Genomic DNA, 14,988 nt, shown 5'->3' with positions numbered 1-14,988 from the left:
CCAGCCGGCGGCGATTTTCGGCGCGGCGGCTAAGGATCCAAGGCCGGATTTGAGCGGGAAATCTCGCCGGTGGTGTGTTCGCGGTCGTAGGCTCTGACCCGCGCGGCCCTCAGGCTGTTGATACTGGCAATGTTCTCGTCGTGCTGATGCAGTGCGCGTTCGCGTTGGGCCGTCGCGTACTGTTGTTTCTGCTGCTGCAATTCCAGCGCCAATTCGGGTTTTCGATATTGCATTTCCAGGCGGCTGTTGGCGATATCCTGCTGCCTAAGCTCAGATTGGGTATCCGCCTGGCTTTGCAATAGTTCCAGCGCTCGTTGTTGGTTGGCTAGCTGGCGTTCCGCCAAGCGATTGGCGTCTTCCAGTTGTTGCTGACGCAGGCTACGTTCGGCCTCGATTTGGGCTTGTTGCCGATCGCCCCGGCTTTGCTGCGCTAGCCATTCTTGCTGGCGCAGCAGACTTTCTGCAGCAGCGGCCAGTCGTTCGGTTTTTTGGTAATCCCGGTACAGCCAGAGCCCGGCCGCCACCGCCAGTAGCGCGGCGACCATAATCTGCCGCGGCGCAAGTTGGAAAGGCCTATGCCGCTCGGCCGGGGCAATAGCCGAGTCGGCCGCGACCTGCGCCATCGCCAGTTTACGGTCGTACGCCAAGCGGCGCTGCGCATCCGACAGGATCAGGAACGCCTCTCTGGCGCGGGCCAGACTCGCCAATGAAGCATCGTCATGGCGCCCGGTGTAGAGCCGTTCGACGGTTTTGAAAGCGCTATGGACTTGTTGTGCGGTAGCCGTTTCCGGAAGGTTCAGCAATTGGTACAGGGTTTTCGCCATGGCCGTCGCCTCTTGCTTGGTCGTGAGTCGAGACGGCGTATCGGTGAGTTTGCCGACTGTCGCCGCCGATTGGATTGTCAATGGCAGCGACTATAGGCAACTCAAAGCTCAAGCGCAAATATACCCTTTAAAAACCTTAAGCGATCGCGTAAGCGCGGCGAGTCTGGCGGTGGCGCAGCATGGCTAGCGACCCAAGCAGGCAGCCCAGCGAAAACCAGGCTATGGCCGCCAACGGCAGTCCCGATAGATTTTGCGCTTCGGTCTGATCGGCATCGATAGTGTGCCCGGCCGCGGTCGATGCGAACCCGGCTTGAGCCAGGCCATAACCGGCGCTGGGCATTAGGGTCCAGGCCACTTGGCTCAGTGTCGGATAATCCATGGCCGACCATTCGACTAATTTGCACAATTCGCTCGGAACCGTGTTGTTTTGGCAGCCCTGGAGGGCTGCTGGAAATAACCAGCGGCTTGATGTTACGGTTTCGGGCGAGGGTAATAGATTGGGAATCTGCAGCGGCGCGGCAGCGAAACTGCCATATAAACCGGGATCGGGCTGGTTTAACGGTTTGACTTGGGCCGGAACGGCCAACATAGCGATTAGCAATAATGAATGTCTCATGACGTCCTCCCTTGGCTGTTGAAAACAGTTGGTCCTCGGTAGGTAACAGCAAAAATGGCGCCGACATGAAAAAAATATAGTAATTTCAGTTGGATATTCATTTTGTGGTCGGTGCGCAACCTGTCCGGTTAAGTGTTTTTGCCGAATTTTGGTGCGACTTTCGATCGATTTTGGTGTGCTGCGCACAACCTTAGGCCGGAAAATGCCGGCAGCAGAGCGGGGCAATGGGGTGAGCGGTCGGGCGGCGAATCTGGATTCGCCGCCCGACCGTCAGCGAGGGCTATTTCGCGGTAGAACGATAGTATTCGATCGCCGCGGCGACGCCGCTGCCGGCTTTGATATCAAAACCGTGATCCAGCATCGCCATTTCCACGCCGGCAATCCCGCCCAACAAGGAAACGTCGTTCATGTCGCCGACGTGGCCGATGCGGAACACTTTGCCGGCCACTTCGCTCAAGCCGGCGCCCAAGGAAATGTTGTACTTGTTGTAAGCCGTGCTGATCACGTGGCGCGCGTCCTTATCGGCCGGTACCACGATGGCGGTGACGGTGTCGGAAGCCCAGCCTTCCTGGGCGCAGGTTTGCAAGCCCCAGGCTGCCACAGCGCGGCGTACGCCTTCGCCCAGACGGTGATGGCGGGCGTAGACGTTTTCCATGCCTTCTTCCAGCAGCAATTCCAGCGCTTTGCGCAGGCCGTACAGCATCGGCGTGGACGGTGTGTAAGGGGTGTAACCATCTTTATTGGAGGCCGCCATGTCTTTCAACGAGAAGAAAGAACGCGGGAAGTTGCTGTTGTCGATTGCGGCTAGGGCTTTTTGGCTGAAACCCAATATCGCCAGACCGGCCGGCAACATGAAGCCTTTTTGCGAGCCGGCGATCGCTGCGTCCACGCCCCATTCGTCCTGGCGGAAATCGATACTGCCGATCGCGCTGACGCCGTCAGAAAACAGCAGGGCAGGGTGGCCGGCCGCATCCAAGGCTTTGCGGACGCCGGGAATATCGCTGGTGACCCCGGTCGAGGTTTCGTTATGGGTGGCCAGTACGGCTTTGATTTCGTGATTTTTATCGTCTTTCAGGCGCGCTTCCAAATGGTCCAGCGGAATGCCCTTGCCCCATTCGATTTGGTGAATTTCCACATCGAAACCCAGTTTGCGCGCGGCTTCCGCCCACAAATGGCCGAATTGGCCGAAACGGTAAATCAGGACTTTATCGCCCTGGTTCAAACAGTTGGTCATTGCCACTTCCCAGCCGGCGGTACCAGTGGCCGGAAACACGAAGCATTGGCCGGTTTCGGTGCGGAACACCTTTTTCAGGTCTTCCAGAATCGGCGACAACAATTTAGGGAAAATCGGCGAGCGGTGGTCTTCCATCGGCACGTGCATCGCGCTCAGAATTTCGTGTGGGGTATTGGTTGGACCTGGAACAAAAAGGTGATTGCGACCCGCCATCTGGTTTCTCCTTGGAATTTTGGAAGCTTAGAAAATCGCCGGATGGTGCCATAGAAGGCAGGCTTGAGCAAGTCCGACCAATGCAGGAATACTCGTTGAATGGTTCCGGAGATACGAATCAAATAGATGCTGCCGCAGAGTTTCGGCGTTCGGTCCAGAATAAATCGATCGTTTGTAACGATTCTGATATAAGAATAGCCGGTACACTTTTTCGCTTCGCTCGGGCTATGCTGCAGCCCTATCTTTTTGAGTTATTTATGCGTTCCATAATCAAGGATTTGAAGCTGATTTCTCTCGATATAGTCGGTATTTCAATATTGCTGGTTTTGTCGGCGGTAACCCTATCGAATACTCCAGTCGGAGTACCGCCAGGCTTTTTGAACTCGGACAGTCCGAAAACCACTGACGATGAAAACCACGCGGTTGACATCGATAGGCCTGTGTTTTCCGATCGAACCTTGGACGCCGATTTGTTTTTCAGTCATCAGCAAGGCGACGAACAACTGGCCGGTATCGACGAGTCTTTGGGTGCCGGCGCGTGCGCGGCCGATTTTAATGGCGATGGACTAGTCGATTTGTTTTTGGTCAATGGCAGCGGCCAGACGCGTTATTACGGTAAGGCGTATTGGTGGCAACAAAATCAAGGCAATGCTTTGTTTCTCAATACTGGCGACGGCAGGTTTCGCAATGCCACGGCCGATGCCGGTCTCGAGCAAACCCTTTGGGGAATGGGGTGTTTGGCTGCGGATTTTGATAATGACGGAAATAGCGATTTACTGGTTACAGCAAAACAAGGCAACTTTCTGTATCGGAATACCGGCGGCGGCAAATTCGCCGAAGTTACAGCGGTAAGCGGCCTGACGGATAACGGTTGGAGCACTTCAGCTGCTGCAGCCGATTTCAACCGAGACGGCTTGCTCGACATCTACGTGGGGCGTTTTATCGAGTTCGAGAAGGGAAAAAAAACGTACGAGGCCAACAGTCAGTTTGTGGCGGAAAAGAAGGGTACCTTCGACGCCAGTTTGTATCCGGCGTTACCTAATCGCTTGTATGTCAATCAAGGCGGGTTCAAATTCAAGGAAGTGGCGGCGGAGTTTGGCGTGCAGGGCGCCGATGGTCGTACCCTGGACGTGTCTTGGCATGATCTTGACGGAGACGGTTGGCCGGATCTGCTTGTCAGCAACGACAAGGGCACCGGCTCAAACAGTGCATATCTCAACCGTAACGGTAAACGATTCGAATCGGCAGGCCAAACTCTGGGGCTACGTTCGGCTTTGGGCAGCAGGGGGATCGGCGCTGGCGATTTGAATGGCGATGGACGCGCCGAACTGCTGTTGGCCAGTCCTAGCGGAGAAAATACCTTAGCGTTGTTTTGGCAGGCAGATAGAGACGGTTCCCTTGGTTTTTTGGATAGGTCCCGGGAGCTTGGCATCGGCAGCGACGCGTTTTTGAACGTATCCGGTTGGTCGCCGTTGGTGCGGGACTTCAACAACGATGGATTCGAAGACGTCGTGCTCGCTGCTGGACATTTAGAACCCGACCCAGATACGGCAAGGCTTAGCCAAGGGCAACCGAAACAATTTTGGCTAAACGATACTCGAGGTCAATTTGTTTCAGCGAATTCCGGATCGGCGTTTTTCGATCAGACATCCGCGCGCGGGGCGGTAGCGGCAGATTTCGATAACGACGGCGACATTGATCTTTACTTTACCCAAAACAACGAATTGGGCCAGTACCTCCGGAACGATTCCCAGGCCAGACACTGGCTGGGCTTGAAATTGCAGGGGCAGCGTAGCAACCGCGACGGCTTGGGAGCCATTGTCCACGCCTACACGGCTACGGGACGCCAAACCAAAACCCTTGTTAGCGGCGAAGGATTTTTGTCGGATAGCGACAAGCGTTTGCTGTTTGGGTTAGGTCCCAACCCATCTGTCGAGAAGGTAGTGGTTGAGTGGCCTGACGGCGGGCGGCAGGTTGTTTACCCCAAGCAAGTCGATCGCTATTGGTTAGTCGACCAGGACCAAAGCGAGCTCCAGCCATTGGATGCCAAGCTAGCTCGCGACGCCAAAGCGCTTCTGCCGATGGCCTTAGGCGGCGGCCAACCGGCACTGAGAGCCCGTTGCTTACGGATGACGAAGGATATATTGAGTGACGAAGATTTTTTTCGCGAACTGCGTGAGGCTTTGGCCGATTCGGAACCTGAGGTACGGAAGGCGGCAATTCAACTGGCTACAGAGGCTGCAAACCCACGCGGATTGGCGGTATTGGTAAGGGGGTTAGACGATTCTGAGCCCGAGAATGCCGTTGCAGCCATTGCGGGTTTGCGAGCTATGGAAGACGAAGCGTCGGTGCGTTGGTTATTAGGTGCTTTCAATCGCGACAGTGTCGAGGTCAAAGTCGCTCTAGCTGACACGTTTGGGTATTTTTTCCGCGAGGAAGAGGCGGTGGTCTACCGTAAGTACCTTGCAGTACCTTATCTGATCCGATTATTGGACGATATCTCTCCGCAGGTCAGGGGCGCGGCTGCCAGGGCCTTGGCCGACGCGGAGCGTTTTCGCGGTGTTCATGCGTTGCTTGACCGGTTAGATGACAGCGATGTAAGCGCCCGCGGCGAATTGGTCAGGGCAGTGGGGCTAATTCGTCAGACCGAAGCGTTGCCAAAATTAAACGCTTTGTTGGCGGACGACAAACAACCTGCCTATGTTATTGCACGACTGTTTGTCGCGGCGAAGCGCCTGGGCGATGTTGACGCTCCAGCCAAATTGACGAATTTTCTAGATGGAAGCGGCGCATTTCGCGATCGGCCACTGGCACAACGATTGGCTGTGTTAAACGAATTGCTGGTTTTGGGAGACGACGCGGCGGTGTTCGATGGCGGGCCGCTACGGCAAAAAGCGCTCGACCTATTCAGTCGATTCAAGCCGGCCGATATTGGCCAGCGGTTGGCGTGGATCAGTATTTGGCAGCACTATGACGATCCCCACGTTCGTAGCTGGTTGTGGGAACAGTTGAAAGCCAAAGAACCGGAGGTTCGAGCGTCGGCTTACCGAGCATTGTCGGTCAAGGCCGAGGGTGCCACGAACGAATTGTCACGCCAAGCATGGCGCGATGTTGATCCGGCGATTCGAGAGTGGGCGCTGGGAGAGATGCTGGCGCGAAACGCCGATTTTCGCGAGGAAGAACTCCGGACGTTGATAGAAGATCCGGTATTGCGGGGTCAGGCGCTACGGTCTTGGTCGGCACACGGCATTTCCTCGCCGAATAGGTTGTTAGCAGTATTGTCGGCACAAAATACGGGTTCGCAATCAACGCCGAGTCTGACAGCGGTTTGCTTCACTGCGGACGCCGCGTTCAAGGAATTCTGCCCGGTGTTAATCTACGCGGGAGAAACAAGCCCGGACAAGCGCGAAGCCGCGCGGCGGATGTTGCTGGATACTACGCTCGACTTAACGTTACGCGAAGCGGTGTTGAAACGATACACCACTGAGTTCGATCCCGATGCATTGAATCAGCTTTACGCCGCGGCACAAAACAAGAAAGATCCGCTACGGCCGGCTCTGTTGGAAAAATTATTCAGCTTTAACGACGATTCGTTAGTCGAGTTCGCGCGCAAGATTGCCGGTAGCGCTAACGAGCAAGACGATCTTCGGCTGAGTGGGGTCGAGTTTTTGCTTAAACGCAACGACCCGTCGGCGAAAATGCTGATATTTGGTCAAGGTTCGGAGGGTAAGTCATGAGTCTACAAAACAGTCAAATGCTCGCCGAACGGCGTTATGCCAGGCCGCTTGCCGGGCTGATCCTGGTGCTGATTTGGAGTGGATACTTGAGTTGGGGTTGGCCGGCTTTTTCGGTATTTCAACAATGGCTTTGGTTGTTACATACGTTTTTGGGACTGGCGTTGTCAGCAGCATTGCTGCCTTACCTATTCTTGCACTTTCGCCGAACGATTGGCCTGAAGCGCTCTTGGGTAGCTTTTTCCGGTATTTTGGCCGCTTTGTTAGTCGTCGCTTTGGTTGTCACTGGCTTGCATGTGGTTTTGTTCGGCCAATCGGAAGCAGAGCGTTGGGTGTTTCAATCGCATGTTTGGTTGTCTGCCGTTGCGGTCGCAATTCTCGTCGGGCATGTCGCCTTTCACGCGCTTTCGCTGCCGGAGCGCCGCAAAAACAAGGAGCCCAGCCGGTTTCCGTCATTGGCCGGTTCTTCGGCAAAGGGTTTGGTGACGATTACTGTAATTGGTTTTTTATTCGTTGCCGGGGCGACGTTTGCGTATCAATTCCGCACCAGTCCCTATAGCGATACGCCTGCGATAGAGCCCTACGGCTACAGCTACGGCGAACATCCGTTTCGTCCAAGTCAAACGGAAACCAGTACGGGGGGCTTTTTTGATGTGAAGCGCGTCGGCGGTTCCGAGCGTTGCGCCAGTTGCCATTTAGAGATCGCTGAGCAATGGCAAGCCTCGATTCATGCCCAAGCCGCATCCGATAAAACCTACCAAACGAATATTAAATTGTTATCGGAACGCAAGGGCATGGATGCAACCCGCTATTGCGAGGGCTGTCACGCGCCGGTCGCGTTGCTGAGCGGTCAACTGACCAAGGGCGGAAAGCTGGACACGCCCGGCCACATGCAGCAGGGTGTCAGTTGCATGGCTTGCCATGGCATCGAGCGCATAGAACATTTGAAGGGCGTTGCCAGCTACCGGTTTGCGCCACCGCAAGCGTATTTGTTTGATGGTGCGGATAGATCGCTGCCAGTGTTTCTGCATAACTTTTTGATACGCTTGAAACCCGAGCAGCACAAAGCGGATCTCGCGAAAAGTGTGTTGGCGGCGCCGGAAATATGCGCTACTTGCCATGCGCAGTTTATGGACAAAGACTTTAATAACTGGGGTTGGGTGAAGATGCAGGACGATTACACCGCATGGTTGAACGGTCCTTACTCGGGACAAACCCGGCAAACGTTTGCTCATGCCCAGCAACGCCGTTGCCAGGATTGCCATTTTCCACTTCAGCCTGGCAAAGATCCCTCTGCGAGTCCGGAGGGATTGATCAAAACGCATTTCAATGTCGGTGCGAACACCGCGGTTCCGTGGGTAACACGCAACGAAGGTCAGCTGGAAAGAACAAGGCGGTTTTTGACTGCCGATCAGGTGCGGATCAGCATAGACAAGCCGAATCGTAACGACGCGGTAGAAACCGCGCGCCATGTCGATCCGAGTTTGATTCCTTCGACCGAAGCTCCGGCCTATTGTTACTTAGGTGAAAAAGTGACGTTGAAAGTGGCTGTGACTAATGCGCAGGTCGGTCATGCCTTTCCCGGAGGTACTACCGACATCAACGAAGTCTGGATTCATTTTCTGGTTAAGGATGGCCAGGGGCGCACGGTTTACGAATCCGGCCAACTCGACGCCGGCAATAACGTCGAGCCGAACGCCTATTTCTACCGGTCGATTCCGATAGATCGGCAAGGCAATGCCGTTTGGCGGCATGATTTGTTCAATATGGTGGGGGACAGCTTTAAGCGCACGATTCCGCCGGGCGGAAGTGACGTGACTAGTTACACCTTTACTATTTCGGACGACACGAAAGGCCCGTTGACGGTGACTGCGGGCATCAACTATCGCAAATTGAATAACCGTTATGCCCGCTGGGCATTCAAGGACGACCGGCTCGAATTGCCGATTGTTGAAATGGCTGCGACATCCTTGACGTTGCCGGTCAAAATCAGACCCCAGGTTGCGAATGCGGCCTATGATCAGTAAATCACTGCAAGGTGTCGCTTGGCTTTTTGTCGGGAAATTTTACATTCGTACTCAAGTGCGGGGGCGGAAATTTACCTTAACGAATGTAATGGGTTGAATTTCTGTTAAAACCTACAAAAAGGCATAATTTTTGTGTGCGGACAGGGCATTGTTCAAATCACAGGAATTTAACATGCAAACAAAATTGTTTCCTTTCGGCGCGGCTGTTTTGGTTGCAATGCTCTACGCTGATTCGGTTTCCGCGGCGGCCATTGTTAACGGGACGTTCAATAGCGATCTTAACGGCTGGTCTACCGTAACCAGTAACGGAGCGGTGAATTGGAATTCAGCCGGCGCCGCTGAACTGGTCACGGGAGCCGGTACGGCACCTTTTTCTGCAGTAATAGTGCAGGGCGACGATGGCTTGTTTAGTTTCGGCACCCCGATTTTATTGGGGGCCGGTGACGATTTTCTCAAGTTCGATGCGCTGTTTAGCTCATTGGGGAATGACGGCTCGGAAAGCCCCGCAGGTCTGTTTAGCGACAATTTATCGCTTTGGATGTACGACGCCAATGGTTTGGGTGATGTCTTGTTGGCAACTATTGATGCCTTGAGCAGTGCAACGTCTTTTTCACTAGACCTTAGCGCTTACGTAGGCCGTTCTGTGGCATTTTCGTTCGAATTGAACGATGAAGAAGATGGTCTCGATTCCAAGGTTCTGTTGGATAACGTTCGTCTGGAACAGCGCTCAGAACCACCGGTTAGCGTGCCTGAGCCCGGAACACTCGGACTGATGATGCTTGGCGGATTGGCTTATTGCGGCCGTGTATCCAGAAGTCGCCGTAAAGTTCAAAATCGAATCCAATAACTTAGAGTTGTTTCGCAAAATATAATTTGCTAGAGTGCGGCTCAGTGGCTAACGTGGAGACGCAGGTGTCAGAGTTTATTGCTCACATCTGCGTTTTTTGTGTCCATCAGGAAGGCTACGGAGCCTGACAGTTAAACAAGCGGCGATGCATGGGTGTCGCGATGACAAAAGAAAAATAAGGAGTTACGGATGTCGGTTATCCAGCGTTTGCAAGTTTTGTTAATGGGTAGGACAGTCGCACAGTCGAGAGCTTATTTCTCAACACCGATAAAGCCGCTATTTCCCATCGCGGCTTTTTTTATGTTGTTTTTCTTGTCCCTGCAGTTTCCGGAAACCGCCGAAGCCGCAACCGGAAGTTGGGAAACGGTCTCTGCCAGCCAGGTCAGCGTCAAACTAGCTACTCCGGTGCGCAACCGCCGCAGCAACGACGCAACGGTCGGCGTTAGCCTCCAAAATACCAGTGGTGGTGAAATCGCCGGACCGTTGCGGTTAGTTATCACCGGCTTGGCACCGGCCGGCAAAGTCTCGATTAGCAATGCGAGCGGTACCACCGACGCCGGCGAACCTTATTTCGATTTGACCGGCTACGTTGGCGGCAACTTTACCGCTGGCGGTAGCGGCTTGGTGACTGTCATCGTCGCTGGCGGCGGCCCCAATACCTTCAGTTTTTCCACTCGGGTCGAAAAAGCCGTCGCACAAGCCTTGAAGGTGCAAATCATCAGCCCGGCGACGCTGCTCACCGTTGGTCATACGCCGCAAACCGTCAAAGGCACCGTCTCAGATCCTGCTGCCCAGATTACGCTAAACGGTGCACCAGTCACCAACAACAACGGTAGCTTTCAAGCTGACGTCTCGTTGGACGAGGGCCATAACACCATCACGGCCCGCGCAGTTAATGCTAAAGGCGAAGATGTCAGCGACGCCATTTCGCTATCCTTGGACATGACGCCGCCGTATTTAACAGTCGAATCGCCCAAAAACGGCGATACCGTGCGCACCGATAAAATCGCGGTATCCGGCCTGATCAACGATATCGTGCGCGGTACCGTCGCCGAAGGCCAAGCCAACGTCAAAGTAAATGGCGTAGCAGCCTCGATTGCCAACCGCAGTTATTTGGCCGAAAACGTGGCATTGAACGTCGGCGAAAACACGATCAAGATCGATGCTGCCGATAATGTCGGCAATACCAGCAGCATCAGCATCAAAGTCACTTATCAACCCTTGGCTCCGCAGCACATTGAACTGTTTGGCGGCCAGGACCAAACAGCAAAAATCAACGCCGCTTTGGCGCAACCCTTGAAAGTCAAGTTGCTGGATAGCGCCAACAAACCGGTTGCCAACAAACCGGTGATCTACCGCGTCACCGAGGGCGACGGCGTATTAAGCGTCGGCAACAGCGACCAAGGTCAAGGCGTGCTGGTGCAAACCGATGCCCAAGGCGTCGCTTCCACCACCTTTAAGACCGGCAGCCGGGCTGGTACCGGAAACCAGCGCGTTAGAGCTACATCAGTTGGTTTTGACGGCGAAGTGCTGTTCTATGCCAGCGCGACAGTCGGGGCCGGCAACAAAGTTACCGTCAACAGCGGCAACAACCAACGTGGCGCGGTTAGTCAACCGTTACCGTTGCCGTTTGTCGTTGCAGTGGTCGACGACGGCGCGAACGTCGTACCGGGAGCCAAAATAGAGTTCAAGGTCACCCAAGGTGGTGGCAAATTCCAAAACGGCCAAACCGCCATCACCAGCACCACCGACAGCGACGGCCGCGCTACTGCCGAATTTACGCTGGGTAGCGAAGAAGGGCTGGATGTGCATAGGGTCAGTGCGACTTTAGTCGGAACCGAGTTGTACGCTGGTTTCACCGCTTCAGCCCTAAAGACCGGCAATCCCGGCCAAACCAGCATTAGCGGTGTGGTCCTGGATAATCAGGAACATCCGCTACCCAAAGTCACCGTGCGCGTCGACGGCACTACCCGCGAAGCGCAAAGCGACGACAAAGGCCAGTTTAAAATCACCGAAGTGCCGATCGGTGCGGTCCGTTTAATCGCTGATGGCAGTACCACTACCGCCGAAGGCGAATGGCCGACGTTGGCTTTTAATCTTGTCACTATCGCCGGTGCCGATAACCCCCTATCTGCACCGATCTATCTAGTCAAACTGGATACCGTCAACGCCAAAATCGTCGGCGATCAGGACGTTACACTCACTTTGCCTGAAGTGCCCGGTTTTGCACTGGAAGTCAAAAAAGGCTCGGTCACCTTTCCGGACGGCAAAAAGACCGGCAAGTTGTCGGTCACGCCGGTGAATGCCAGCAAAATCCCGATGGCACCGCCCAACGGCATGCAGCCGCAGTTCATCGTCACGATTCAGCCAGTCGGCGCCAAGTTCGATCCGCCGGCCAGGCTGACTTTGCCGAATGTCGATGGTCATAAGCCAGGCGCGCAAGTCGAGATGTATTCCTACGACCATGATCTGGAAGAGTTTGTGGCGATCGGTTTGGGTACGGTTGCCGCCGATGGCAGCGTGATCAAGTCTAATGAGGGCGTGGGGGTAATCAAAGCGGGATGGCATTGCGGTAGTCAGCCTGGAGGAAGTGGTTGCGCTTCGAGTCCTGGGGAATGTCAAAAATGCGTGGGTAACTGTCAGATTGTTCCAGACGACAGCAAAACGCCGACATCAATAAAGGATGTTCCAGAAGACTGTAAAAAGCCAGGATGTAAGGGCGGAAGTCCTACCCAAGTTCCTAATGACTCGGATGTCTCGAAAAACGATATAAAAGGCGATTGTAAAAAGCCAGGCTGCGAAAACGGTAGCGCAAAAGATCAGAAAGATGATGCTGATATTACAAAAGAAGATGCGAAGTGTGGTAGTTGCATGGACATGGCTATTAAGCCCGATCCCGCAAAAGATAAAGCCAAATGTGGGGATGGCTCCGAGAAACAAAATTGTTTTGAATGCAAAGACGGTCGATGCGGGATGCCCGAATGCCCTGTCGATGAGGGAAATGATCAGATTTTTCGATTTTCAGAGTCGAATTTGGGCAAGGTAAAAGATTTCGCAGACAAGGCGCAGAACGTCTTAAAGAAAATACCTTATTTGAATATCAATGGGGTAAAGGTTGAGGCGCGTGGTGAGGTTGCAACAGGAAAAAGGTGTTGTAAAGATTGCAGAATGACAAATCCCGTTTCCAGATACGAAAGGGTGAATATTCTTGGATATGTGGAGATAACTGCGACTTTATCCCAAGCGCCGAAGTTAAGTTTCGACGAAACCTTGGCATATAAAGGATATGGTATTCATGTGTTCGGAGACGGAAAATGGGGAATTTGGGCCGATGTGTCTCTCACGGGGAGCGCCGGAGGATATGGGGAGTATCTTTTTGATTGTATTGACGCTGAGGGTTGCGTAGCTCTCACAGGTGGAGCCAATATCTCGATTAAGCCAACCATAGGCTTAGATATTAAAAGTATCGGGGCCGATGTATTGCTAGCGGGCACTCCAAAGCAGATTATCGATGTGGGGGTAACGGCTACCGCAGCAGCAAGGTTGGGTCAAAGCGGTTTTCAAGGGAATTTGCCTATTTACGGTAATAACTGTCCGACGTTTTGTGGTTATACGCTCGCCGCATTTACGGGTGAAGCAAAAGTCGGGGTTAGAATATCCTTGTTTGGATATGAGTTGTTAAATCCACCGCAATTCACTTATGTGATTATTATCTATCCAGGGCAAGATGGTTCATGTTAATGCAACAACTAATTTATAGACTACTGTTTCTGATTTGGATTTTGCTGCATTCTATTGGCGCTTTTGCCGATGCGAGCAAAAAATATGTAACCTTGATAGGTGATAAGACTGCCTACGTCGAGGGAGAAATATGTTTTGATAGCGTTATAAGTCCAAGTGATGCGAATTATCGCAGCTCGGCAAGCGTTTTGAATAAATTGATTTCTGATTTGAAAAACGGTAGGACGGTCGGCTATCTGCTTAAAGACAAAACTAAAGGTTTTGAAAAAGTCTCTCCAATGCCGAAAAAGTTTTATACCGAGCAACAAGATATTAGGTTTTTAGGCGGAGTTCGCTGGGGTAGATATATCGGTATTGGCGTAGATTATTTATACCCAAATAAAAATATTCCATGGAGAGAAGATTTTCATTGTACTGTTGATTTTAAAGATTGTTTGCTGGATTTTGAGTTTGCAAACAATCCTGAAAACAAGATTTATGAAAGTATTTATTACACATTAGTCAATAGCGGAGCTAGTGATAAATCGCTTTCTGATGGTTCCGCGGTCGCTACGAATAAAATCAAATTGAAGTGGCCTTTCGGAGATGAGGATCCAAAAAATAGTTGCCCTATTTTTTTAAATTATCTGCTAATTGAATTAAACGAGAAGTTCTGTTTGGATTGTAAGGAGCTGGACGATTTGATTGTCAAGGTCAAGGACCTCGAGAACAGAAAGATCGCTTCTGCTGTTGTCAAAACGATAAAACAAGTGAAAGAAAGTGGCTTAAATACAGCGTTTTTAGCTTCGGGGGCTAACAATCCAATACGCATGGTCGGTGTTACCGGTCATCAAAGTGTGATGAATGTTGAGAATTTTGTTGCCTATGTTTCGTCTTGGAAGAACGTAAATCTGCTCGGTTTTATTAAAAATGGTTCTCTAATTGATGTCTTTGTTGAGTTTAATTTTTCCCAAACTGGGCATGGAAAACTTGAGCTTCTGCGGTTTAAGCAAGAAGGCGATTCGATTGTTGCGGACTTTTTTGGAAAGGTTTCTGTCGGCGAAGGCGTTCTGTACTCCGATTATCTATTAGGCGCTATAGCTAAGAAATACAAATTGATCGACGATTAATGGAATATAACAAAAGTCTGCGGGCTGTTGGTCTTAAATATCTGTTTTTTTTCTGTGTTCTGTTTGTTGTTGTTTTTTGTGTTGAAAGGTACTCGGCTTATTATCCGCAGTTCGATTTTTTTTGGGGTTTTACCAAGTTTATCGCACGGTTGGTTTCTTTGTTATTTTTGTTGCGCGGAATTGTATTTATAGTTATCGGCGGTGGCTGGAAAATTCTGGTAACCGAGAGTTTTATTCGATGGGAAGTTCCCCCTAAATCCAATTTTTTGTTTCTTAAGTCTGACGATTCTTTTGCATTAAATTTTGGCGATATCGATTACGTGATATCGGAGCATGGCGGTGTTGATTTTCCGAGTTTGTCCTTGGTCTTTATTGCGCACTCGGGACAAAGGTTCAAGGTTTCGGATGAGAGCGGAGTTAAACTTTCTAAAGTCCAAAAGCTATTAGTCGATCGTGGCATCGAAATTAGAAACGTTAGTCTTTAGTATCCATTTTATGCCGATCGGATTGGAGTATTCGGTTTTCGTGTAATTTGATTAGCGCTGTTAATAGTGGTTTACAGTCAATATTCTATGATTGAGTTTTTAGGTATTTCTCAAGTGGAAAAAATCTGGTGGTTTGTTTCGAAGTTGCCGGCGGCTCT

Annotated in this window: 9 protein-coding genes; 6 read left to right on the top strand and 3 right to left on the bottom strand. The window is 52.0% G+C overall.

Translation table 11 applies throughout. The annotated features are described in order from the left end of the window. Nucleotides 1–29: 29 nt before the first annotated feature. The 3 genes from ACH518_RS17340 to ACH518_RS17330 form a co-directional block, all read right to left on the bottom strand. Entirely contained in the window at nucleotides 30–824 is a 795-nt protein-coding gene (locus ACH518_RS17340; RefSeq protein ID WP_445370990.1) for a hypothetical protein, read from the bottom strand. A 136-nt stretch (nucleotides 825–960) separates the two neighbouring features. Continuing rightward, nucleotides 961–1,440 (bottom strand): hypothetical protein, encoded by a 480-nt coding sequence (locus ACH518_RS17335; protein ID WP_445370989.1) that lies wholly within the window; start codon nucleotides 1,438–1,440, stop codon nucleotides 961–963. Between the two features lie 280 nt (nucleotides 1,441–1,720). After that, nucleotides 1,721–2,887, bottom strand: a complete 1,167-nt coding sequence (locus ACH518_RS17330; RefSeq protein ID WP_445370988.1) for an aminotransferase class V-fold PLP-dependent enzyme — start codon at nucleotides 2,885–2,887, stop codon at nucleotides 1,721–1,723. Here ACH518_RS17330 and ACH518_RS17325 point away from each other — a divergent pair. From ACH518_RS17325 to ACH518_RS17300, 6 genes are all read left to right on the top strand, one after another. Continuing rightward, nucleotides 2,851–6,624, top strand: coding sequence for an FG-GAP-like repeat-containing protein (locus tag ACH518_RS17325; RefSeq protein ID WP_445370987.1), 3,774 nt, complete (start codon nucleotides 2,851–2,853; stop codon nucleotides 6,622–6,624). The genes ACH518_RS17330 and ACH518_RS17325 overlap by 37 nt on opposite strands. Further along, entirely contained in the window at nucleotides 6,621–8,648 is a 2,028-nt protein-coding gene (locus ACH518_RS17320) for a cytochrome c family protein (RefSeq protein ID WP_445370986.1), read from the top strand. The genes ACH518_RS17325 and ACH518_RS17320 overlap by 4 nt, the downstream gene beginning before the upstream one ends. 172 nt (nucleotides 8,649–8,820) lie before the next feature. Further along, the gene (locus tag ACH518_RS17315) at nucleotides 8,821–9,495 is read left to right on the top strand and encodes a PEP-CTERM sorting domain-containing protein (protein ID WP_445370985.1); all 675 of its coding nucleotides are present in this window, start codon (nucleotides 8,821–8,823) and stop codon (nucleotides 9,493–9,495) included. A 189-nt stretch (nucleotides 9,496–9,684) separates the two neighbouring features. Further along, on the top strand, nucleotides 9,685–13,236 hold the full coding sequence (locus ACH518_RS17310; protein ID WP_445370984.1) for a carboxypeptidase-like regulatory domain-containing protein: 3,552 nt from the start codon (nucleotides 9,685–9,687) through the stop codon (nucleotides 13,234–13,236). Next, nucleotides 13,236–14,345, top strand: coding sequence for a hypothetical protein (locus tag ACH518_RS17305; protein WP_445370983.1), 1,110 nt, complete (start codon nucleotides 13,236–13,238; stop codon nucleotides 14,343–14,345). The genes ACH518_RS17310 and ACH518_RS17305 overlap by 1 nt, the downstream gene beginning before the upstream one ends. Further along, nucleotides 14,345–14,830 (top strand): hypothetical protein, encoded by a 486-nt coding sequence (locus ACH518_RS17300; protein WP_140910703.1) that lies wholly within the window; start codon nucleotides 14,345–14,347, stop codon nucleotides 14,828–14,830. The genes ACH518_RS17305 and ACH518_RS17300 overlap by 1 nt, the downstream gene beginning before the upstream one ends. Nucleotides 14,831–14,988: the final 158 nt, after the last annotated feature.

Source organism: Methylomonas sp. HW2-6 (assembly GCF_052474525.1).
This window is presented reverse-complemented; position numbering and strand designations above follow the sequence as displayed.